Here is a 22,264-nt window from a genome sequence, read left to right on the forward strand (position 1 = left end):
TTTAGTCATGATGGATTTTTGAGCCTTGGTGCTTGACTAATAGCTAAACAGTCAGTTTCTGCCCACCAAATGTAGATTGGGGTGTCACGATCTGGTAAGCTGCCAAAGGTATTTGGTTGTAAAACATTGATATTTATGCCGTTGGCTAATTCCACAACATAATTAACATGAGTACCCAGATACATAATATTAACTAACCTGCCTTCAAAGCAGTTTGTTGGTAGGTTTGGTTGATAAAGGGAAATCTGAATTTTTTCTGGACGAACACTTAATACTACTGCTTGTAATAACTCCGTTGGTGTATCGTCTGTACGTCCAGCTACAATTGACAATCCAGTTTTAGTCAAAATTTTCACATACTCTGAGCCTACGTCTGTGATTTCACCGCTGAATAAATTTGTATCACCAATAAAATCTGCCACGAAGGCTGTTTGAGGACATTCGTAAATTTCGCTAGGAGTACCGATTTGTTCAATTTTGCCTTGATTCATCACCGCGATGCGATCAGATAAGCATAGTGCTTCTTCTTGATCATGTGTCACCATGACAAAGGTTAATCCTAAATCTTTGTGGAGATTGCATAGTTCAACCTGCATTTCCTTACGCAGTTTTAAATCTAAGGCTCCCAAGGGTTCATCTAGGAGTAAGACTGCGGGACGATTAACTAAAGCCCTAGCTAAGGCTACTCGTTGCTGTTGACCACCAGAGAGTTGAGAAGGTAAGCGCGATCGCAAACTTTCCATTTTTACTAGCTTCAAAGCTTCTGTAACTCTGCTCTCCAGTTCTGATTTAGATATTTTTTTTAACCGGAGTCCAAAAGCAATATTATCCCACACATTGAGATGATGAAACAGAGCATAGCTTTGAAATACAGTATTGACAGGTCTACGATAAGGAGGAACATTGGTCATAGACTGTCCTTGAATCAGCAACTTGCCTGCGTCAACCCTTTCAAACCCAGCAATTAAGCGGAGTGTGGTTGTCTTACCGCAACCAGAAGGGCCTAAAATACTAAAAAACTCTCCCTGTCTAACGTCCAAGTCCACACCATGTACGGCTGGTTCTTGGTTGAAAAACTTGAAGACGTTACGCAGTTCAACATCAAGCGGCTGAAAAGTCGTGAAACTCTTCTGATTTTGCATCACAGTTTGAGCCATAGTCTTTAGTAGAATGCCATGATCTGACTAAACTTGGTTAAGTAATGTAGGCTACTAATATAGACTACAATTAACACTTTGGTTTATTGTATCTGGCAACAACACTCGGATGAGAAATATACTTGCCATTGTCTTATCCTAAATGCCGGGCAGCAGCTACAAAGCATTGATAATATTAATTTCATGCCTACTTTTAATTTTATGGCTATATTACCACCACTACTCAGTAATCAAAAAAATACACGTACCGTTGGACGTGGTTCCCAATCAGTATTTTTAATACTATTCACGTTATTGATGACATCTGGAATTGGCGCTCGTTTAGCTTATTTACAAATTATTGAAGGGCCAAAACTCCGACAACGGGCAGAGTCCAACCGGATTCGGATGATTCCCAAACAACCGGAAAGAGGCAACATTTTTGACCGTAATGGCAAACTTTTAGCTACTACTCGCTATCCGCGCTCTGTACATCTGTGGCCAATGGCACATACTAAACCCTCATGGTCAGTTGTAGGGCCCCGTCTATCCAAAATCCTCGATATCCCTCAAGAGGAAATTGAAAAGAAACTAGAAGAAGCCGGAGCTAACTCCTCTTCTCTAATTCGCGTTGCTCGTGACGTAAATGAAGCTCAAGTTACAGCCTTGAAAGAATATGAAACTGAATTGACAGATGTAGAAATAAACACAGAAGCTGTGCGTTATTACCCACATGGTATCAAATTAGCGCATCTACTTGGCTATACCCGTGAATTGACAGCCGAACAGCTCAAGCAAAGGAAAACTGAAGGCTATCGTCTAGGAGATGTAATTGGTCAAATGGGCGTGGAAAAAGCCTATGAGAAAACACTGCGGGGTGAATGGGGCGGACAGCAAGTAGAAGTAGATGGTGCGGGTAGACCGCTGCGGGTATTGGGAGAAAAACAGGCAAAAGCTGGTAATGATTTACACTTGACAATAGATTTAGAACTGCAAAAAACTGCCGAAAAAGCTTTAGGTAAACGCAATGGGGCAATTGTGGCACTTAACCCCAACAATGGTGAAGTATTAGGAATGGTATCTCATCCTACCTTCGACCCCAATCTTTTTTCTAAACAAAAACTCTCCGAAAAAGACTGGAAAAGTGTCCAAGGTGAGGAGCATCCTTTGGTCAATCGGGCCTTAAGTATCTTTCCACCGGCAAGTACCTTTAAAATTGTCACTACCACTGCTGGATTAGAATCGGGGAAATTTTCTCCGAATACAGTGCTACAAACCTATGGTTCTTTAACTATTGGTGGCACAAGGTTTGGTGAGTGGAACCATGCAGGATTTGGTCCATTGGGTTTTGTTGGTGCAATGCAGTGGAGTAGTGATACTTTCTTTTATCAAATTGGTAAGGGAGTAGGGGGTCCTAGATTGATTGAATGGACTCGCAAATATGGCTTTGGGGAAAAAACAGGCTTTGAGTTCTCCACAGAAGAAGCAAAAGGTTTGGTTCCCGATGAAAACTGGAAACGCAAAGTTTGGAAAATGCCTTGGACTGTAGGCGACTCTATTAATATGTCTATTGGTCAAGGTGCTTTACAAACATCACCTCTACAAGTCGCAGTGATGTTCGCTGTCCCAGCTAATGGTGGTTATCGAGTGCAGCCACATTTGCTCAAAGACAATGGGGAAGCAAAAAAATGGCGCGAATCTTTAAATATGAAACCAAGTACCATTAAAGTTTTACGCGAAGGATTGCGGAAGGTGATATCTGAAGGTACTGGTAAGGCTTTGAATAAACCAACTATTCCCCCAACGGCTGGTAAGAGTGGTACAGCGGAAGCTTGGAACCGTGGAGTGAAAGAGAATCATGCTTGGTTTGGCGCTTATGCACCTGCTGATAAACCAGAACTTTTGATTGTGGCTTTTGCTGAACATTCTGGTGGTGGTGGTGGTAGTGTAGCTGCACCAATGATTTTAGAAATCATGGAAGAATATTATTCTCGTAAATATCCAGGGAAATATCAAAAACAGGTGATAGGTGATAGGTGATAGGTGATAGGAGGCAGGGGGCAGGGGGCAGGGGGCAGGGAGTAGGAAGTAGGGAGTAGGGGAGAGTATAGTAATTACCAATTACCAATTACCAATTACCCAATCACTTCAACGGTTTGAGATTTCTAGCTTTGTAGAATGTTTCTAGACTATTGCGATCGCCCACAAAACGCCAATGCCAAGGTTCATAACTCACACCTTGAGAGTTATCCTTGGGAAAAGATAGCTCAAAACTAAAACGGGCAGCATTAGCTTGTAGCCACCTGAAAGCTTTAGTATTTTCAAAATTGGCTTGAAGATTAGTCGCTGGTACTGCTCCATCTCCTATATCCACTGCATATCCTGTGTGATGTTCGCTATGACCGGGAGGAGCGCTGAGAGCCGCTCTTTGGGCAGGTGTCTGATTACGCTGCGCCCCTACACCAAAAAATAACTGCTCTTGGTCTTTGACTGAACGAAAACCAGAAATTGGTGTTAAAATCACACCCGCACTTCTTGCCGCTTGTACCATTGCCGAAAACTTTTGGGCTGCTGCTTGTCGCATTTTTATCCGTCCATCAGCGGTAATTGCCAATAGTTCTGTCTCTGGGGCTTCAGCATATACCAAATGTCCCAAAACAGCATCGTTATTAGTAGCCGGGGTATTGGTCGGTATCGGTACAGAATTAGCACCTACTGGTTGAGGATCTACTGTTTTTTTGGGGGGTGCTATAACGGAAAACAAGAAACCACTAATTACAGCCAGCAACACAAATCCTGCCACTCCTCCAATAACCAAAACTAACGGTTGTAAGCGTAGCTTAGACCCTGGATCAGGAGTATCGCGTAAAGCTGCTGGAATATCATCCCCAGGGACAGCCGATGAGTTTTGCGGTTTTTCTGAAAAACCAGCCTTATTCAAGTGTCCGCTCCTGCTTGTGTTCAATAATTTAATTACTAAAAATTCTAGACTAGAAAAAAATAGGCACAATAAGTATTATTTTACATCCCTATCTTTAAGTAAAATCTTGATAAATCTCTTAGAACTATACGTCAAGTTAGTAGGATTAGTACTAGTAGGAGTTATGTTAGGACGAAAATTACCTGCCATATTTCCTAACTATTTGTGTCAATTTCTTTTCTGGGTTGGAGTACCCATCAGCATTATTGCTTTTTTGCGTCAAACAGACCTATCAGGGCAGATTTGGATTGCACCTGCGATTGCCTATTTAGCAATCTTACTAGGGGCATTTTTAGCTTGGTTAGGGATCAAAGGTCAAGCCTATTTGACAAAATCTATTCCTCAACCATCAACCCAAGGTAGTTTAATTCTAGCGGCAATGGTGGGTAACACAGGTTATCTAGGCTTTCCTATCACCTTAGCAATGGTCGGCAAAGAATATTTCGCCTGGGCTTTATTCTACGATTTATTGGGGACATTGTTTGGAGCTTATGGCTTGGGTGTCTTACTAGCAGCCCGTTTTGGCAACACAGTCCAAAATCATAGGCAGATGGCCAAAGCAATTTTCATCAATCCTGCCCTCTGGAGTTTTGGATTTGGGTTGTTATTTCGTCAAGTGACAATTCCCAATGTAGTAGAAATTGGCTTAGATAAATTAGCTTGGTGTGCTGTAGCCTCATCCTTAATTTTAATTGGCATGAGACTTGCACGACTGAACTCTTGGCACAAACTAAAACCAGCAGGAAGCAGTATAGTTATCAAAATGCTGTTAGTTCCTCTAATTTTAGGCAGTACCTTACCACTTTTTGGTGTCACTGGTGACGCAGCACAGGTCATAGTCTTACAAATGGCCATGCCTCCAGCTTTTGCCACACTGGTAATAGCCGAAACCTTTAATTTAGATCGTGATTTGGCAGTAACTGCTTTAGCAATGGGGACTATGTTATTACTAGTTACTCTCCCAGTTTGGCTGTGGCTGTTTTAGGGAAGGTGACAGGTGACAGGAAAAGATAAATAAATATTCTTCCTCATCTTCCCCACTTCAACAAGGTTGACTCACCTTTTCCACCATTTCTGCGGGGTTAATCAGTTCATATTTTTCAAAAGGTTGATGAATCCAGGGGTTATCAGGTAGATAATCAACGTAGTAGTCTGGTGCAATGACTGAACAGGCTTTATACCAAATTACAGCGGTGTGAATTTCCTCAATTGGAAACTCACTATGTTTTTTTAGCCAAGGTACAGTTTTCTGGATGGTAATTCCAGAATCGACTAAATCATCTACTAGGAGAATCCGGGAACCTAATTGATCACTAGTCATCGTCAAGTGACGAGAAACAATTAAACCTCCTCTTTCTTGCTTACCAGCACCGCTGTAAGATGAAGTAGCTAAAATAGCCAGAGGTTGATTGTATATTCTTGAAAGAATATCTCCTACTCGTAGTCCCCCTCTAGCAAGACAAACAATTTGGTTAAATTGCCAACCTGATTGGTAAATGTTGACAGCCAATTGTTCAATTTTGTGATGATAATCTGACCAAGAAACGTAAAGGTCTGACATAAAACGCAGGAAAGTGATTTTTAGTTAGTACTGAAGGCAAACCCAAACTATCTTAATATGAGCGCAAGTGATCATGAATGATTCTACTGCTGATGGTGATGTTAAAAAAAATTCGACTAGTGAAAAATTAGATCTTAAAACTAAACTGGCTTATGGTGCTGGTGATTTAGGGCCAGCAATTACTTCCAATATTGCTATATTCTTTCTACTTGTATTCTTTACCAACGTCGCTGGTATTCCCGCAGGTTTAGCAGGCAGCATTTTAATGATTGGCAAAATTTGGGATGCTGTCAACGATCCGGTAGTGGGATGGCTAACTGACAAAACTAAATCTCGTCGCTGGGGTCGTCGTCTACCTTGGATGTTATATGGTGCAGTCCCCTTTGGAATTTTCTTTTTCTTACAGTGGATTGTACCGCAATTTAGTGCTGAACCTAGTAATAATATTTGGCCATTGTTTTGGTATTATGTAGGCATTGGAGTCGTATCACAAGCATTTTTTACTGTTGTTAATTTGCCCTATACGGCAATGACTCCAGAACTATCTCAAGATTATGATGAACGTACTAGCCTGAATAGCTTTCGGTTTACTTTTTCTATTGGTGGCAGTATTTTATCGCTGATTCTAGCGCAAATTGTTTTTTCTCAGATTGCAGATCCTCAACAACAATATCTAGTTTTAGCAGCTATTTGTACTGTAATTTCGATTTTAGCCTTGTATTGGTGTGTTTTTGGCACACGCGATCGCATTATGGCTTTTGAAGCCAAACGTATCCAACTTGAGGAACCACCAGAAATTCCCTTCATCGAACAGCTAAAAATTGTCTTTACTAACAAACCTTTTCTGTTTGTTATCTCTATCTATCTTTTTTCTTGGTTAGGTGTACAAATCACAGCTAGTATTATTCCCTATTTTGTTATTTACTGTATGGGGCTAAAAAATTCAGACGTTCCCACGGTTATGATTGCAGTACAAGCAACCGCTTTATTAATGTTATTTGTCTGGAGTTATTTAAGTAAAAAAATTGGTAAGAAACTTGTTTATTTTATGGGAATGAGTATATGGATTATCGCCGCTGCTGGGCTATTTTTCTTGCAATCTAATCAAATTGGATTGATGTATCTCATGGCAATTATGGCAGGTGTTGGTGTTTCTACAGCTTATCTAATTCCTTGGTCAATGATTCCCGATGTTATTGAGTTAGATGAATTGCAAACCGGACAACGACGGGAAGGCATTTTCTATGGATTTATGGTTTTATTACAAAAATTTGGTTTAGCTTTTGGGCTATTTATAGTCGGTAATGCTTTACAAGCATCTGGATTTAAAGAAGTTGTAGCTGGACAAACGGTATTACCCATACAACCTGATTCAGCACTATTAGCAATCCGTATTGCAGTTGGGCCTATACCTACAATTTGTTTAATTATTGGCTTAATTTTGACTTTTTTCTATCCCATTACCCGCGAAATGCACGCAGAAATCATGTTAAAACTGCAAGAAAGAAGGGAGAAGATGGAAGAAAGCTGATAAGCTATTTAGATAATTAAAGAAACCAACACAAATCGACAATGGATAATTTTTCGTTTTTAACCCAAGTGTTCCCATCAGTTGATATTTTTATAGGATTTAAACCAGCTTTAAAAAGAAATACAAAAGGCAAAACAGTTTTTAGTTTTTTTGATGCTGATGACAATTTAATAGGTAGTCGAGTATTAAAAGAAGCAAGAGGTCTCAAAAAACTTGCGGTTCCTTCAATAACTGAAAAAATACATATTAAATCATTCAATGAAGATTACTATTTCGCTGATGTTAAATCAATGATTGAGGATTGCATTAAAGATAAAATTGCCTACGTTAAAAGAGATTATGGATTAACACCCGAAGAATATTATCAAGAAATACTAGAAAGTCGTGCAAAAGCAAGTTTAATTAAAGAAGCAGCTTTAAAACTTGATAAGTTAGATTTTCCATCTGGTGAGGAATTAGAAGTTAAGTATGAATAGATATAGCAATTCCCAAGCTTATGAAATACACCCCACCCGCGCACCCTCCCCTTGGTAAGGGGAGGGTTGGGGAGGGGTAATTTTGTATCTTACTAGAGTGGGAAAGGCTATAAAACAAACCTCTATAACTAAATATAGAGGCTTTTTTTGCTATTTTTTGACATTTAATCCCAATTTTATATGAAGCTGCATAGAATAATGACATCAATTGAATTATACTAAAAATGGGTTAAAAATGTCATTCTGATAACGCAGCGTGGCGTTAGCCATACTTAGGTATAAACTGTAAAAGACTTAGTGATTCCCACAATATATTTATCTTTTGTGGAGTCCACTAGAACCTTGCACTGTTCCACAATGTTTACAATAAGGTAAAGCTTTATAAGTAAGCTCGTGACAATTTTCGCATTCAACAAATTGATCATAACCGCAATGTGGGCAATAAATATCATTATGCCGAATTTTTTTAGCGCAATTAATGCAGCGTGATTTCTGTACTCTGCTAACTGCTTGGACTTTAGCATTAAAAACAATTCTCTGAAAAAATTTGATAATGCCAAAACCAACCAGCGGAACTATCAAGATATAAACATAACTGACTAAAAATAGCAAGCCTCCCAAAAGTGTGCCAACGATATCAAAGATAAACTTAAATATTGCGCCGACTTGCAGAAATTCAAAGATTTTTAAAATTAGCGGAATCAAAAATATAACCAACAAATGCCAACTAATTAGCGCAATGAGTCCATATCCTTGACGTTGAGAAATATTATGAACTAGTAAAGCTATAAAAATTAACGGCAACAGAAATAAAGCTTGAAAACCAAGTTGGATACTGGGATACCAAAATGATGCTTTTTTATAGCCTGTTTCTACTTCTCCAAATGTATTTTCATTTTTAAGAAAGGCTAGGAAATTAGTACTTTCTGGCTTGGTAAGTAGCTCATTTTTAAGTTGAGAAATTTCCTTGGTAATTGTAGAAATTTGAATTTTGTTTTGATCTAATGTTTGTTTAGCTTTTTCAGCACTGACTTGATTAATTGATTTATCACTAGGCTGACCTGCAATTTTGTCTAAAAGTGTTGAGTCATATTGAGCGCGAATATTTTTATTACTTTGCTCAAGATTACTAACTTTGTTTTGTTGCTGTTCAATGGTTTTTATAGTTTGCAGATTTGGGGGATTTTTAATTTTATCTTTGTACTCAGCATACTGCAAGCATATTGGAGAAACTTTGCCCAGATGACCTTCTTCCGCTTGTTGATATATTTGTCTATTGAGTTGATTATTAGAGTAATTTGGTAATGCCAAATTAATCATTTGATAGTCTTTATCATTTGTAGTTTTTGTCCGGTAATTGTCCCATTCGGAATGACATGGATAAGCTTGATTAGGACTAAGATGCCATCCACTAATATCATTAAGTCCTGTAAAAACATTGACTAAGATAAAAATATCAATCAAGATAATGACAATCAAGCTTACTTTATTGAGAGGTTCGTTATTGACTGTTCTTGATTTACTAAATAATTGACCCAACAAACGGCGTATTTTGGCAAACATTTTGTTTTTCTAACTTGGTGATAATTATTTATTGAAGATAACCTAAAATTGATGCACTTCAACTACTTCACCAACCACTTTGGTTTATTGGCATAATTTAATACGAAGCTTAATTAAGATACATGGAATAATAAATGTATTTTTGAATACTAGTAATTTACTATGTAGCTGAATAATGTAACAAAGCATAACGACTATATTAAGATATGTATATATTTCTAATGTAAAGCTAAATAATATTTTATTATGACAAGTATAAGAACCATTAATATGCTGATTTCTGTTGCATGGTCTTGATTTCAGGTTAAAAAATCAATTTTAATCAAGGAAAATAAATTCATGAATAAATATTTGATGAAAACGATCCATTATAAAGAATGGAAAATTGAGATATATCAATTTTTTGCTAGAAACAGATTTGAAGTGATTTGCTACAGCCCAAGTGGTAGCAAACTAGACTATTCAAAAACTTCTATGAGATGTTGGTTTAAAGAAGAGTTTGCTATTGAAGAAGCTCAAGAATTTATAGACTCAATTATGACTAATAAAAATTCTGATCCAATGCCCGTTACAAATTGGGAGTATTTTGAATTAGCCAAAACTCAACAAGTAGATTTATCACAATTGGCAAGTTAAAGTTTAATTTTTAAACTCGGTGTTTAGTTATTGAACATAGCCCAAAACTGAAGCAAACCAACCAATTAAACTCCCACCCAAAACCAACCAAGCGGCATTGATGCTGTAGCGAATGGCTAAAATTGCAGAAGTGAGTGCGATCGCTAAACCGAACAAATCTACATAAGGGAATTGTGATAAAGTTAACGTTGCGACTCCCAATTGCAGTGTAGTGACTACCATCAGCGCCACAGCACTCACATTGACAGCATCCAAAAAAGCCCTTGTCCAAGATGAGGCACGTAAGCGGGGAATCAGGGGATTTAAGGCAGCAACAAAGAAAAATGAAGGGAGAAAAATTCCCAAAGTAGCGACAACTGCACCAGGTATACCAGCGATAACATAACCGATAAAGGTTGCAGTAGACAGGACTGGGCCAGGAGTAAATTGACCAATTGCGATCGCATCTAGTAACTGCTGTTGTGTCAACCAACCATATTCTTCAACTAATCCACCTTGTAAAAAAGCTACCAGTAAATATCCCCCACCAAACAACACACTACCAACCTTCAAGAAAAACCAACCTAATTGCCACAAAGGCACAGATACAGCATTTACTGATATTATTTGCGAAGTTACACTAATACTTAAACCTGCGATTAACAAGTTAGTCTGATTTCCTGGTGGGTTATTTTGATTACCACGATTTAACCAAACCATCCCCAATAATCCACCTAATAAAAGTGCAATCACTTCACTGACTTTTGCAACTAAAGTCACCACCCCAACAGCGACGGCAATTAATAGTAACTGACGCGATTTCACTGCCTTTTTTGCTAAACGCCAAAGGGCATTAAAGATAACGGCTAAAACAGCAGGTTTAATTCCATAAAGTAAAGGTGAAATTTGCGGTAAAGTTCCATAATTGACATAAACCCAAGCAAATATACCTGTAATTAAAACCGCAGGTAAAATAAAACAAACACCAGCTACAATTAGCCCTAGCCATCCTGCATAAATGTATCCAATATGAATTGCCATTTCTGTAGAATTGGGGCCGGGAATTAAGTTAGTTGCACCTAACAAATCCAGAAAATGCTCCTGTGTCAGCCACTGACGACGCTTAACTACTTCATCTTCAATCATGGCAATATGGGCAACTGGCCCACCAAAACCAATTACACCTAGTTGAAAAAAGAGTTTAGCGACTTCACTCAAACGACTTAGCTGCACATTATTCATTTTTTTGAGGTAATTATTGTGCAGCTTGATTGTATAAGAGAATTCTATAAAAAGAAATGCCCAATGTCATTCTGAACGGAACGAAGTGTAGTGAAGAATCCTCCAAGATGCTAGAGCCTCCGGCACGCTAACGCGAACGTTTCGCTTCGCTACACTCAGCATGACAAGACAGGATAATTTATTTTGTGGCTTACTCTAATATAAAAATTAAATGTCATAAAACCTAATATCTAATTCACCAATTCATCAATAATTGAGGCGGATGTTGATGATGTACAATTATTTTTACAGTTAATTATAGTTGATTGATGTTGGGTTTCGTTCCATTGCTCCGCAACGCTAACGCGAACAACCCAACCTACGAGGAATTGCGATTCCACTGACAAGTTAGGGCTTGTGCGATCGCACTGAAACTCAATTTTCATCACTTTTCTCTCTACCTCCACTTTCGGTCAATGAACTCCCAAGTAGCTTCGAGGAACTCTCCATTGGGCAAAATAATACCAACTCCAATGAAATCGCCAAGGTCAAGCTCCCCGATTGCTCCAGTCAAATCAACATCGAACAGCCCTCCAAAATTAAGCATATCCCAAGTGGCTCCTTCCAAGTTGACGTTTCTCATATTGCAGTGCTGGAAATTGGCATTACTCATCTCAGCCCCTCGGAGAGTAGCCCCTTCCAGATCAACGGAGACAAGGTTAGTTTCTTGCAAGAAAGCACCATCCAAATTAACTCCTCTCCAGTTAGCTTCATTGGAAACAACATAACTCAAATCAGTTTTGGACAAGTTAGCCCCTTCCAAGTTAACTTGATGGAGCCAAGCATCCCTCAATTTGGCTCCAGACAAATTAGCCCTACTCAGGTTGGACTCAGCCAAATTAGCTTGATTCAAGTTAATTCCGGGCAAATTAGCTCCACTCAAATCAATTCCCTTCAGGGTAGTGCTTCTAAAATCTCTTTCCCCAGCAGCATACCGTTGAAGCAATTCCTCGACAGTTATTCTCATACCTCAACTCCTGCATCAACTAACACATTCAAAGATAACTCACTCAATCTCTAGCAAACCCTCTTCAACCCCACCTTTAATATCACCTTTTAAATCACCGACCTCCCCACAGGACAACTAGTAGTCTGTCAAGAAATAATTGACGAATAAAAAAATCTTCCTTCTTCCTTCTTCCTTCGCGCTCTTTGCGTCCTTTGCGGTTCGTTTCTTCTTTGTCCGTCAAAATATATTTGACAGACAACTAGCCGAAGCCCAAATCACCTAATACGACCCCCAAAGTCGCCTCAACGGTGGCATTAACTCAGGAAATTTCTAGCAGAGATAGCGGTATCTGTAAAGTCACTGAAAACACCATCTATACCTAAGTCAAAAAATAGTTGATATTCATCTTGGGGATTTTCTTGAAAATCTAAAGGTAAGAACAAATTTTCATTGCGGAATGTCCAAGCATGAACTTGTAAACCAGTTTGATGTGCATCACTAACTAAGGATGTCGGAGATAGTAATTTACCATTGCTATCTTTGGGAACTACTAAATTTTTATTTACTCCTATCGCTTGTGCATATTTAGCAATTTCTATCAACTCTGTTGGATTTACTAAATATTGATATGTGCGATGATCACCATTAACTACAAAATCATAAGGTTTTCCCGAATCATTAATTAATTGTACTAAAGGTAAATCTGTTTTTTTAGATAATTCTTGCAGATTACTAACTTCAAATGATTGAATAAATATAGGTAAATTAATTTTGTGTAAAGTTCTGAGTAACTTATCTTCTAATGGTAAACCAATTGATTTAAAGTAAGTTGGATGTTTCGTTTCTGGGTAAATTCCAATCATTCGACCTATTTCTAAACTTTTGCGTTTTGCTAAATCAATAATTTCATTTAGAGTAGGAATTGTAAAAATTCCATTATATGCTATATTTTGAGGACGAATTTGGTGAATACGTTCTTTAGCTGTTAATGTTTTTAATTCAGTTAAAGTAAAATCTTCTGTAAACCAACCTATTTTAACCTCACCATCAATTATTTTAGTAGTTTTCAGGTGAGTAAATTCTGCATGAATAGCAACATCAGTAGTTTCAGAAATTTCATTTTCATGACGAGCAATCAAAATACCATCTTTGGTAATCACTAAATCTGGTTCAATATAGTCAGCACCTAAATCAATTGCTAATTCATAAGCAGCTAAAGTATGTTCAGGACGGTAGCCACTTGCACCACGGTGAGCAATGATAATAGGACTTTGGTTTGTGAATGTTTTAGCCATATTCTTAATAGTTACAGCGGATTTCATTTAAATTAGATACAAACTTGAATAATGAAACTCTTGTGGTGCGGGCATCTTGCCCGCTAGGTATATACCTCCTAACCCACCCTACATATTTTCTTGTCTTATTGTACTAATTTGGATATTAATGTAAACCTACTTGTCTTGAACAGAAACGACAAGCTATCATCATCACATATCTGTAAACCGTCCCTAAATAGTTAACATTTCGTCACAACCAGTCAAAAGTTTAGCCTAGCCTAGCTGCTAACTGATAGGTACTATAGATAACCCCAAAGGCCGGGCTTCAAATTTACACATCTTTACAATTAGCGGCTTAGAGAATTGAGTCATTCGGGTAAACACTTGGTAGCTATGTTGCTGATTAAAGCTGAATACGAGCGATATTGACAGATAAATTGTTCAGAGAGCTTATTACAATGTTTAAAGTTATGTAGCCTTTTACTTACAGGCTATCAAGCCCTGCGGTAAACTATGCCTTGATTAAGATTCCTTCGCAGAGAAGAACACTCGAAAGGAGCAGTTTTTTCCATGTCTCATACCGTAAAAATCTACGATACCTGCATCGGCTGCACCCAATGCGTCCGCGCTTGTCCCACAGACGTACTAGAGATGGTTCCTTGGGATGGCTGTAAAGCCTCTCAAATCGCCTCTTCACCCCGCACAGAAGACTGCGTAGGCTGCAAGCGTTGCGAAACTGCTTGCCCCACCGACTTTTTGAGCATCCGGGTTTATCTAGGCGCTGAAACAACTCGCAGTATGGGTTTAGCATACTGAGGATTTTAAAAAACTCAGTAATTTAGTGCTGAGGACTGAGCAAAGGAGAAACAAGAAGCAAATTACCTAAAAGCATTCTTGATTCTTCTCTCAGCACTCAGCACCCTAATTTTTTCAATTATCTGCATAGCAAATCTCTTTAAGCTTTGGGGTGGACATTTCTGCCCAACAAAGCTGTTTTTTTAGAGTAAAATTCCAAAATCCAACAGGACTTACGCAAAACAGAACGAGAGTAGCGGTAATTCATGAATTACCGCTATGTAATAATAAGGTTTTCAGCCATATCTTGCGTAAGTCCTATCCAAAACACAACTTAGTGATACTGGGAGCAAGTTGCTCCTTTTTATTTTTTATTTGCTAAGATAACCATTCTGTGATGGCAAGTATAGCAACGGACAAGGAGGTTAGGACATCAGGCGATGATGAAACTCCGTCCACAAAAGGGTTTTAGTCCTGACTTATGCTATATCATTTATTAAATTTCAATGAACAGCAAATAGTTGTTTAGCCGATAGTGAGATATTTAAACCCATTGCTAAAGCATTAGACCTTCTTTGAAGGGAATTAAATCGAAAGTAACTGATAACCAGTGGTATAAAAAATGTGTGGAATTGTTGGATATATAGGAACTCAAGCGGCAACAGATATTTTATTGGCTGGACTAGAAAAATTAGAATATAGAGGTTATGACTCGGCAGGAATTGCCACCATTTGGGAAGGTGACGTTCACTGTGTACGGGCTAAAGGTAAGCTGCTGAATTTGCGTTCTAAACTCGAACAAATAGAAAATCCTGCTCAAATTGGTATTGGTCATACTCGCTGGGCAACTCATGGTAAACCAGAAGAACATAATGCCCATCCTCACATGGATACAGCATTGCGGGTGGCAGTGGTGCAGAATGGCATTATTGAGAATTACCGGGAGTTACGGGAACAATTAAAAGCATTAGGACATGAATTTCGTTCAGAAACAGATACAGAGGTAATTCCTCATTTAATTGCTGAGTGTTTAAAGCATTGTGATCAAAATTCGTCTTCCCCTTCGGTTTTTTTAGACGCAGTGCGGGAAGCGGTGAGTAAGTTGGAAGGCGCTTATGCTGTGGCGGCGATTTCTGCCGACTACCCTGATGAATTGATTGTAGTCCGGCAGCAAGCACCTTTAGTCATTGGTTTTGGTCAAGGTGAGTTTTTCTGTGCTTCTGACACTCCGGCAATTGTTCCCTATACCCGCGCTGTATTGCCCCTAGAAAACGGCGAAATTGCTCGTTTGACTCCTTTGGGGGTGGAGGTTTATAACTTTGCCGGACACCGTTTAAAAAAGCATCCCCGCACCATCAACTGGAATCCCGTCATGGTGGAAAAACAGGGATTCAAGCATTTTATGCTCAAAGAAATCTATGAGCAACCGGGGGTAGTGAGGGATTGTTTAGAAGCTTATTTCCCGACGGAATTGAATGGCAACTCAACTGCACAATCACCGGTGAAACTGGGTTTAGCTGATGATTTTTACGCAGACTTAGAACAAATTCAAGTTGTTGCCTGTGGTACAAGCTGGCACGCTGCTTTAGTCGGTAAATACTTGTTAGAACAACTGGCAGGAATTCCCACTCAGGTACAATACGCTTCTGAGTTTCGTTATGCACCATCCCCGTTAACTGCTAATACTCTGACTATTGGTGTTACACAATCGGGGGAAACTGCTGATACTTTAGCAGCTTTAGCAATGGAAAAAGAACGTCGTCAGGGCAAAGAAAGCAAGTATCAAGCGCGACTTTTAGGAATAACTAATCGTCCAGAAAGTACTTTGGGCAACATGGTTGCAAATATCATCAATACTCATGGGGGAATTGAAATTGGTGTTGCTGCGACAAAGACTTTTATTGCTCAATTGATGGCGTTTTATGCTTTGGCTTTAGATATAGCTTATCGTCGCCATGAGATTACTGTGGAAAGATTTGAGGAAATTCTCACAGGTTTACGCCAGCTACCAGGGGAAATCGAAGCGATTTTAGAAACTCAAGAACGTTATATTGAGCAATTAGTACATGACTTTGCGGAAACGAAGGATTTTATCTTTATTGGGAGAGGAATTAATTTCCCCATTGCGTTAGAAGGGGCTTTGAAGTTAAAAGAAATTAGCTATATTCATGCTGAAGGATATCCGGCGGGGGAAATGAAGCATGGCCCTATTGCTTTGCTAGATGCGAAAGTTCCTGTAGTTGCGATCGCAGTTCGGGGTAGTGTATATGAAAAGGTGATCTCTAACGCCCAGGAAGCAAAAGCCCGTGATTCCCGGTTAATTGGTGTTAGTTCTGTCAAAGATGGGGAAGCAGGGGAAATATTTAATGATTTAATTCCTGTTGCGGAGGTTGAGGAAATCCTTTCACCAATTCTCACGGTTATTCCATTGCAATTATTGGCTTATCACATTGCTGCACGGCGTGGTTTAGATGTAGACCAGCCAAGAAATTTGGCGAAGTCGGTAACTGTGGAATAACTAAATAAAAAAGTTGTACAATTTCTCCTGTGGGTGTATTTACCAATCATCCAGAGGAGAATTTTGTGTGATTAGGATTAATTAGATTATATGCGGCGGGACTCAATTTTTTATTATTTATTTCAAAAATACCCTACGCTACTTTTTGAATTATTGGAGAATGCCCCAGCCAATGCGGCTAATTATCGCTTTGATTCAGTAGCGGTGAAAGAGCCAAAGTTTGAAATTGACGGGGTATTTTTACCACCGGAAACGGAAACACCAGGGGTGGTTTATTTTTGTGAAGTACAATTTCAAAGAGATGAAAAACTTTATGAGCGTTTATTTGGGGAGTTATTTCTCTATTTTTATAGAAATAGAGAGCGTTTTCAAGATTGGCAAGCTGTGTTAATTTATCCAACTCGGAGTATGGAACAAGGGGATATTCACCCCTATCGCGCACTTTTGAGTTCGGAACAAGTACATCGAGTATATTTGGATGAGTTGGGAGAAATTGAGCAATTACCCCTTGATGTCAGTTTATTGGTATTGACTACTCTAAACCAAGACAAAGCACCAGCAGCAGCGCGATATTTAGTCAACCGTTGTCAGCAGGAGTTACAAGAACCAGCAGATAGTCGTGCGATAATGGAAATAATTACCACGATTATGTCTTATCGGTTTACTCGTTTAAGTCGTGTGGAGATAGAAGCAATGTTAGGTATAACTTTTGAGCAAACTCGCTTATATCAAGAACTCAGAGAAGAAGCGACAGAAATAGGTATGCAACAAGGTATGCAACAAGGTATACAACAAGGTAAACTCACATCTTGCACCTGACCGAAAACCTCAGTATTAACCGAAAATAAGAGAACAAAAGAAACATCTAAAAATCATACCTACAATTTATATACTGAAATAATAAACTACATTTACTCCCAGTATATTTACAAATGACATATATGAAAAGAGAAATAATGTCATCTGCACAGAAACACTTGTATTTTTTTATGAAAAATGAGAGAAAAGGGCGTAGAAAACATTAATCAGCAAGAAATATGGAAATCATTCTTGCCCACGCCCATAACCTAATGTACACCATTCTAGCATTGATGCCTACTCGTTATCAAAGAGATAATTTGGAAGCAATGCTAGGATTATTTCTAGCCGCAGATGGAAAACCTTTACCACATTACAGTAAAGCCAAATCCGAAAGTGCATTAAGTCGATTTTTGAATATTAGTAATTGGTCTACTCGTAAACTCATTTATCATCTCCGCCAGCAGGCGCTTGAACAAATTAATAGTCACTGTCCATTAGGGCGAAAAGCATTTTTACAAGTGATTATTGACCTCACAACTTTAGAAAAATGTGGTAAATTCAAAGGTTTAAATAACTTAATAAGTGTCTACAATGGTAGGCGAGGTTTCCATATAGTAATCTTATATTTGGTAGTTGGAAAATGGCGTATACCCTGGAATTTTCGCGTCTGGAGAGGTAAAGGTACAGCCAGTCCTGCTCAGATGGCACTACGAATGGTACGTAATTTACCAAAAGATTTTACCAAAAAATTCGAGGTGAAAATTCTAGCTGATACAGCCTTTGGCACTAAAGATTTTATCAACGGTATTCGTAAACTTAAATATCATGCTGTCCTTGGTATTGGTTGTAATCGTAAATTAATTAATGGCACTCCTGTTAAACTTTTACATCGTCGAGGAAGACAAGTTCAACTCGTTGGATTAGATTTTCCTGTTACCCTTTCTTGGTATTATTTTAAACGCGAGAATGGTCAGTTTGTCAAAAGATATGTTATCTCTACAAAACCCATTAAAGCTAGCACTATTTCTTGGTGGGGTAAACGCCGTTGGCTTTCTTGAGGTTGGTTCAAAACTGCTAAACATCGCTTTGGTTTAGACAAGTTTGGACAAGGCACTCTTTTAGGGGTTTATCGTTGGTTAATCTTGTCTATGACTGCCTATTTATTAGCATATTGGGCATATATTTCATCTTCCTTATCTGATTCTTTGGACTGGGGTAAAGCTGCTTTTCTTGCACTCTCTACTTTTCTTCCTCATTTAGTCCTGTCTTTGTTATTACTTGACATTGAACGACTTCGACCCTTAGCACTTAGTCATGGAATTGACATTACTATTTTAAGGTGCAAGATATGAGTAAACAGGAGGGAGAAGTAAATCTTATCCTGCGGTTATTATCTAAAAAATTTGGGGAAGTTCCTAGTCAGCTAAAAATGCAAATTGAAAAGTTATCTCTGGAACAATTGGAAGCTTTAACTGAGGTATTGTTAGATTTTTCTAATTTAGGTAATTTAGTTGTTTGGCTGGAAAATTTGGAAGCTGCTGAGAAGTAGATTTGTGTGCAGAGTGCGATCCGCAAAACTGACCCCGATAAATTTGGCGAAGTCGGTGACTGTGGAATAACTAAATAAAAAAGTTCTACAATTTATCCTGTGGGTGTATTTACTAATCATCCAGAGGATAATTTTGTGTGATTAGGATTAATTAGATTATATGCGGCGGGACTCAATTTTTTATTATTATTTCAAAAATACCTTACGCTACTTTTTGAATTATGGCAAAATGCCCCAGCCAATGCGGCTAATTATCGCATATCTGAATCAGTCATTTTTTGACACAGTAAAGTCCCCTAATTTTAATTATGGGGATTTATTTGCTGATCATTTCTTATTATTTTTAAGTATATTTTGCAGTGGTGATTGTGTTTTTGCGTAGATTTATTTTTGAATATCGTTTTATAAATTATTACAATCACACAACTACTTGTTTATTCTAGTTTCATATACTCTTGATTTTTAGTAAACTCTTTCTTGACCATTTATTAATTTACTAGATTTTTTACTAAAAAAATCACAAAATTTTGTTTCATGACTTAGTTTAAAATTCCAGCATAAGTTGTATTTTTTACTAGATATGATTTTAAAATCAGTCCAAAGAAGTATTTTGATTTTTTATATTGAATAACTAAAAAAGTTAATCTATACTGTTTCTTGTTATTTAGCGAAATAGATGAGAGAGAAAACTTTTTATTGCCGTAATTTGTAAATGAAAAATATGTTGATATATCTAGTAAATTTCTGAATAACTTTATGAAGATTGCCGTTATTGTTGATAAATTCCCAAGTTTGTCAGAAACATTTATTGTTAATCAAATCATAGGTTTGATAGACAGAGGAAATGAAGTAAATATTTATGCCACACCACCTGACAATACTTCTAAAGTTCATCCCAAAGTAGCAAGTTATCATTTGATTGACCATACATATTACCAAACAAAGCTTCCTGAAAATTATTTTTTGCGCTTGTTAAAAGCAATAGAATTAATCGTCAAAAACTTTCACCAAGCTCCTTTAATCATTTTGCGATCGCTCAACTTTTTTAACTATGGTAAACGGGCAGTTTCTTTGCGATTACTATACTCAGTTATACCATTATTAAAAGCTCCTCCTTACGATATTATTCATTGCCAGTTCGGTACATTAGCACTAGAAGGAATGATTTTACGGAATATAGGTGCTATCACAGGTAAATTAATTACTTCATTTAGAGGCTACGATATCAGTTGGTTTGTTCAAGAAAACGGAGAAAATGTTTATGACTCACTCTTTACTCAAGGTGATTTTTTCTTAACCAACTGTGAATTTTTTAAGGCAAAAGCCATCAAACTAGGCTGTGATGCCAATAAAATCGTAGTACATGGTTCAGGAATAGATTGTATGCACTTTCCTTTTAAAGAAAGGTATCCTCATACAGAAAGTAAAATTCGCATTGCTACCACTGGTCGTTTAATTGAAAAAAAAGGTATAGAATACGCAATTTTAGCTGTTGCTCAGGTAAGCAAAATTTATCAAAATATCGAGTATAACATCATTGGTGATGGTGAATTGAAAGAACACTTCCAGCAGATCATACAATCATTGAATATTGCTGATAAAGTCAAGCTAATTGGATGGAAAACTCAGCCAGAGATTGTTGAAATTCTCGACCAAACAGATATTTTTATTGCTCCTAGTGTGACAGCACAAGATGGAAATCAAGATGCACCAGTTAATACTTTAAAAGAAGCAATGATTATGGGTTTACCAGTAATTGCTACTACTCATGGTGGTATTCCTGAACTTGTACAAGATGGTATTTCTGGTTTTCTAGTTCCAGAGCGAAATGCTCAAGCTATAGCTGAGAAATTAATCTATCTTATTGAACATCCACAAATTTGGTCAACAATGGGTTACTCTGGTCATTCTTATGTTCAATCACATTATGATATGAACAAACTTAATGATGAGCTAGTGCAAATTTATCGCCAAGTTATCACTGATGATTTAACTCTTCAAAATTCAGCCTTATCTCCGGCAATCACTGTGTAATATCTAGGCAAGAAAATAGGCTCTCCATAATTTATTACTTCTTGCCTTAATAATTTACAAAAAAATCAGTTTTAAATTCTGAAAGGATATTGATTGAAATGAAAAACTCATTAGCGATCACCACCCCAGATGTAACAATTATTGTTTCTCCCAGAGAACGTTTCAGTTGTACCTGTGAAGCCTTAGAAAGCATTTATGAACATACACATTACCCCTTCCAGTTAATTTATATAGATGGTGGTTCCCCACGTCACATTAGGGATTATTTAGCAGAACAATCACAACAAAAGCAATTTCAACTAATTCGCACAAATTACTATCTCTCTCCCAACAGTGCGAGAAACCTTGGTTTGCGTCAAGTCAGCAGCAAGTATGTTGTCTTTATTGATAATGATGTTGTTGTTACCCCAGGTTGGCTCAAGCCTTTAGTGGAATGTGCAGAAGAAACAGATGCAACTATAGTTAGTCCGCTCATTTGTCAGGGTACACCTTTACACACAGAAGTACACTGTGCCGGGGGGGAATCTGGAATCAAGGTGGAGACTAAAGATGAAACCACCAGAAAGCGCATGATTGAAAAGATATATAAACAAGGCCGCAAAATTGCAGATATTCAAACCCAATTACAACGCCAAAAAACTGGGTTAGCCGAGTTTCACTGCATGATGGTACGAACACAGATATTTCAACAAATTGGTCTGTTGGATGAAGCACTTTTGAACACCAAAGAACACGTTGATTTGTGCATTTTGGTAGCAGAAGCCGGTGGCACAGTTTACTTAGAACCTGAATCTCTGATGACTTATGTAACAAACAAACCACTAGAACCAACAGACATACATTACTATATGCTGCGTTGGAGTGATGCTTGGGAACTAGCCAGCCTTAAACGCCTGCGTGACAAGTGGAATCTCACTGAAGATGAATACTTTCAAAATAAATATAAACGCTTGGGATGGCGACGACAGATGGCAATTATTAATCCCCTGGTGCGTAAATTGCCTATTAACAAATTTGGCTGGCGATTAGTGGGGAAAACTCTATTGTATATAGATAAGATAGCCAACCGTTACATTACTAGCCGCTACGCACAAACACACCTATAGAACTCATATAGGAATCCGGTTTGATTCCTGTTCGCGGTAGCGTGCCGTAGGCATATTTACTTGTGTAGTCAGGGAACTCTTAACAGGGAACA

The 22,264-nt window shown here is 38.0% G+C and carries 19 protein-coding genes and 1 pseudogene; 12 read left to right on the plus strand and 8 right to left on the minus strand.

Features of this window, described 5'->3' with window-relative positions:
* Nucleotides 1–5: 5 nt before the first annotated feature.
* Nucleotides 6–1,157 carry an ABC transporter ATP-binding protein gene (locus tag ACOWPH_RS09880; protein WP_015215216.1) on the minus strand — a complete coding sequence of 384 codons (1,152 nt, stop codon included), beginning with the start codon at nucleotides 1,155–1,157 and terminating at the stop codon, nucleotides 6–8.
* 201 nt (nucleotides 1,158–1,358) lie between these two features.
* On the opposite strand from ACOWPH_RS09880, the gene mrdA reads away from it, so the two are divergent.
* Complete coding sequence (gene mrdA, locus ACOWPH_RS09885; RefSeq protein ID WP_015215217.1) at nucleotides 1,359–3,176, plus strand: penicillin-binding protein 2; 1,818 nt, start codon at nucleotides 1,359–1,361, stop codon at nucleotides 3,174–3,176.
* A gap of 103 nt (nucleotides 3,177–3,279) precedes the next feature.
* Here the strand turns inward: mrdA and ACOWPH_RS09890 are convergent, their stop codons facing one another.
* Nucleotides 3,280–4,077 carry a M15 family metallopeptidase gene (locus ACOWPH_RS09890; protein WP_015215218.1) on the minus strand — a complete coding sequence of 266 codons (798 nt, stop codon included), beginning with the start codon at nucleotides 4,075–4,077 and terminating at the stop codon, nucleotides 3,280–3,282.
* Nucleotides 4,078–4,183: 106 nt separating this feature from the next.
* On the opposite strand from ACOWPH_RS09890, the gene ACOWPH_RS09895 reads away from it, so the two are divergent.
* Nucleotides 4,184–5,101: an AEC family transporter gene (locus ACOWPH_RS09895; protein ID WP_042466028.1), complete on the plus strand. Its 918-nt coding sequence runs from the start codon at nucleotides 4,184–4,186 to the stop codon at nucleotides 5,099–5,101.
* Between the two features lie 57 nt (nucleotides 5,102–5,158).
* Here ACOWPH_RS09895 and ACOWPH_RS09900 read toward each other — a convergent pair whose 3' ends face one another.
* Nucleotides 5,159–5,677, minus strand: coding sequence for a phosphoribosyltransferase (locus ACOWPH_RS09900; protein WP_015215220.1), 519 nt, complete (start codon nucleotides 5,675–5,677; stop codon nucleotides 5,159–5,161).
* Nucleotides 5,678–5,750: 73 nt separating this feature from the next.
* On the opposite strand from ACOWPH_RS09900, the gene ACOWPH_RS09905 reads away from it, so the two are divergent.
* Together ACOWPH_RS09905 and ACOWPH_RS09910 are read left to right on the plus strand one after the other, a co-directional pair.
* A complete protein-coding gene (locus ACOWPH_RS09905; protein WP_015215221.1) occupies nucleotides 5,751–7,208 on the plus strand; it encodes an MFS transporter in 1,458 nt (485 codons plus the stop codon).
* Nucleotides 7,209–7,249: 41 nt separating this feature from the next.
* Nucleotides 7,250–7,684, plus strand: a complete 435-nt coding sequence (locus ACOWPH_RS09910; RefSeq protein ID WP_015215222.1) for a hypothetical protein — start codon at nucleotides 7,250–7,252, stop codon at nucleotides 7,682–7,684.
* Between the two features lie 315 nt (nucleotides 7,685–7,999).
* Here the strand turns inward: ACOWPH_RS09910 and ACOWPH_RS09915 are convergent, their stop codons facing one another.
* On the minus strand, nucleotides 8,000–9,247 hold the full coding sequence (locus tag ACOWPH_RS09915) for a zinc ribbon domain-containing protein (RefSeq protein WP_015215223.1): 1,248 nt from the start codon (nucleotides 9,245–9,247) through the stop codon (nucleotides 8,000–8,002).
* Between the two features lie 339 nt (nucleotides 9,248–9,586).
* Between ACOWPH_RS09915 and ACOWPH_RS09920 the strand changes: the two genes are divergently transcribed.
* A complete protein-coding gene (locus ACOWPH_RS09920) occupies nucleotides 9,587–9,883 on the plus strand; it encodes a hypothetical protein (protein WP_015215224.1) in 297 nt (98 codons plus the stop codon).
* A 27-nt stretch (nucleotides 9,884–9,910) separates the two neighbouring features.
* Here ACOWPH_RS09920 and chrA read toward each other — a convergent pair whose 3' ends face one another.
* The 4 genes from chrA to ACOWPH_RS09940 form a co-directional block, all read right to left on the minus strand.
* Nucleotides 9,911–11,104, minus strand: a complete 1,194-nt coding sequence (gene chrA, locus ACOWPH_RS09925) for a chromate efflux transporter (protein ID WP_015215225.1) — start codon at nucleotides 11,102–11,104, stop codon at nucleotides 9,911–9,913.
* 230 nt (nucleotides 11,105–11,334) lie between these two features.
* The gene (locus ACOWPH_RS09930) at nucleotides 11,335–11,529 is read right to left on the minus strand and encodes a hypothetical protein (RefSeq protein ID WP_150111019.1); all 195 of its coding nucleotides are present in this window, start codon (nucleotides 11,527–11,529) and stop codon (nucleotides 11,335–11,337) included.
* An 11-nt stretch (nucleotides 11,530–11,540) separates the two neighbouring features.
* Nucleotides 11,541–12,110: a pentapeptide repeat-containing protein gene (locus tag ACOWPH_RS09935; RefSeq protein WP_015215226.1), complete on the minus strand. Its 570-nt coding sequence runs from the start codon at nucleotides 12,108–12,110 to the stop codon at nucleotides 11,541–11,543.
* 296 nt (nucleotides 12,111–12,406) lie between these two features.
* Complete coding sequence (locus tag ACOWPH_RS09940) at nucleotides 12,407–13,387, minus strand: glycerophosphodiester phosphodiesterase (protein WP_042465084.1); 981 nt, start codon at nucleotides 13,385–13,387, stop codon at nucleotides 12,407–12,409.
* A gap of 552 nt (nucleotides 13,388–13,939) precedes the next feature.
* On the opposite strand from ACOWPH_RS09940, the gene psaC reads away from it, so the two are divergent.
* The 7 genes and pseudogenes from psaC to ACOWPH_RS09975 all read left to right on the plus strand — a co-directional run bounded on the left by psaC (nucleotide 13,940) and on the right by ACOWPH_RS09975 (nucleotide 22,172).
* On the plus strand, nucleotides 13,940–14,185 hold the full coding sequence (psaC, locus tag ACOWPH_RS09945; RefSeq protein ID WP_015215228.1) for a photosystem I iron-sulfur center protein PsaC: 246 nt from the start codon (nucleotides 13,940–13,942) through the stop codon (nucleotides 14,183–14,185).
* 601 nt (nucleotides 14,186–14,786) lie between these two features.
* Nucleotides 14,787–16,682: a glutamine--fructose-6-phosphate transaminase (isomerizing) gene (gene glmS, locus ACOWPH_RS09950; RefSeq protein WP_015215229.1), complete on the plus strand. Its 1,896-nt coding sequence runs from the start codon at nucleotides 14,787–14,789 to the stop codon at nucleotides 16,680–16,682.
* Nucleotides 16,683–16,772: 90 nt separating this feature from the next.
* A pseudogene (locus ACOWPH_RS09955) lies at nucleotides 16,773–17,480 on the plus strand (Rpn family recombination-promoting nuclease/putative transposase); the annotation flags it as partial.
* 239 nt (nucleotides 17,481–17,719) lie between these two features.
* Nucleotides 17,720–18,541, plus strand: a complete 822-nt coding sequence (locus tag ACOWPH_RS09960) for a transposase (RefSeq protein WP_216087733.1) — start codon at nucleotides 17,720–17,722, stop codon at nucleotides 18,539–18,541.
* A 290-nt stretch (nucleotides 18,542–18,831) separates the two neighbouring features.
* Nucleotides 18,832–19,032, plus strand: coding sequence for a DUF4351 domain-containing protein (locus ACOWPH_RS09965; RefSeq protein WP_052334529.1), 201 nt, complete (start codon nucleotides 18,832–18,834; stop codon nucleotides 19,030–19,032).
* A gap of 756 nt (nucleotides 19,033–19,788) precedes the next feature.
* The gene (locus ACOWPH_RS09970; protein ID WP_015215230.1) at nucleotides 19,789–21,066 is read left to right on the plus strand and encodes a glycosyltransferase; all 1,278 of its coding nucleotides are present in this window, start codon (nucleotides 19,789–19,791) and stop codon (nucleotides 21,064–21,066) included.
* A gap of 98 nt (nucleotides 21,067–21,164) precedes the next feature.
* The gene (locus tag ACOWPH_RS09975) at nucleotides 21,165–22,172 is read left to right on the plus strand and encodes a glycosyltransferase family 2 protein (RefSeq protein WP_015215231.1); all 1,008 of its coding nucleotides are present in this window, start codon (nucleotides 21,165–21,167) and stop codon (nucleotides 22,170–22,172) included.
* Nucleotides 22,173–22,264: the final 92 nt, after the last annotated feature.

Origin of the sequence: Anabaena sp. PCC 7938 (assembly GCF_049315035.1) — a bacterium.
Classification (GTDB): domain Bacteria; phylum Cyanobacteriota; class Cyanobacteriia; order Cyanobacteriales; family Nostocaceae; genus Anabaena; species Anabaena cylindrica.

Excerpts from the sequence above, each read along its gene's own strand:
- ACOWPH_RS09880 (WP_015215216.1), bottom strand. The coding sequence starts at position 1,157 with ATGGCTCAAACTGTGATGCAAAATCAGAAGAGTTTCACGACTTTTCAG.
- mrdA (WP_015215217.1), top strand. The coding sequence starts at position 1,359 with ATGGCTATATTACCACCACTACTCAGTAATCAAAAAAATACACGTACC.
- ACOWPH_RS09900 (WP_015215220.1), bottom strand. The coding sequence starts at position 5,677 with ATGTCAGACCTTTACGTTTCTTGGTCAGATTATCATCACAAAATTGAA.
- ACOWPH_RS09905 (WP_015215221.1), top strand. The coding sequence starts at position 5,751 with ATGAATGATTCTACTGCTGATGGTGATGTTAAAAAAAATTCGACTAGT.
- ACOWPH_RS09910 (WP_015215222.1), top strand. The coding sequence starts at position 7,250 with ATGGATAATTTTTCGTTTTTAACCCAAGTGTTCCCATCAGTTGATATT.
- ACOWPH_RS09915 (WP_015215223.1), bottom strand. The coding sequence starts at position 9,247 with ATGTTTGCCAAAATACGCCGTTTGTTGGGTCAATTATTTAGTAAATCA.
- ACOWPH_RS09920 (WP_015215224.1), top strand. The coding sequence starts at position 9,587 with ATGAATAAATATTTGATGAAAACGATCCATTATAAAGAATGGAAAATT.
- chrA (WP_015215225.1), bottom strand. The coding sequence starts at position 11,104 with ATGAATAATGTGCAGCTAAGTCGTTTGAGTGAAGTCGCTAAACTCTTT.
- ACOWPH_RS09930 (WP_150111019.1), bottom strand. The coding sequence starts at position 11,529 with ATGAAAATTGAGTTTCAGTGCGATCGCACAAGCCCTAACTTGTCAGTG.
- ACOWPH_RS09935 (WP_015215226.1), bottom strand. The coding sequence starts at position 12,110 with ATGAGAATAACTGTCGAGGAATTGCTTCAACGGTATGCTGCTGGGGAA.
- ACOWPH_RS09940 (WP_042465084.1), bottom strand. The coding sequence starts at position 13,387 with ATGGCTAAAACATTCACAAACCAAAGTCCTATTATCATTGCTCACCGT.
- psaC (WP_015215228.1), top strand. The coding sequence starts at position 13,940 with ATGTCTCATACCGTAAAAATCTACGATACCTGCATCGGCTGCACCCAA.
- glmS (WP_015215229.1), top strand. The coding sequence starts at position 14,787 with ATGTGTGGAATTGTTGGATATATAGGAACTCAAGCGGCAACAGATATT.
- ACOWPH_RS09960 (WP_216087733.1), top strand. The coding sequence starts at position 17,720 with ATGGAAATCATTCTTGCCCACGCCCATAACCTAATGTACACCATTCTA.
- ACOWPH_RS09965 (WP_052334529.1), top strand. The coding sequence starts at position 18,832 with ATGAGTAAACAGGAGGGAGAAGTAAATCTTATCCTGCGGTTATTATCT.
- ACOWPH_RS09970 (WP_015215230.1), top strand. The coding sequence starts at position 19,789 with ATGAAGATTGCCGTTATTGTTGATAAATTCCCAAGTTTGTCAGAAACA.
- ACOWPH_RS09975 (WP_015215231.1), top strand. The coding sequence starts at position 21,165 with ATGAAAAACTCATTAGCGATCACCACCCCAGATGTAACAATTATTGTT.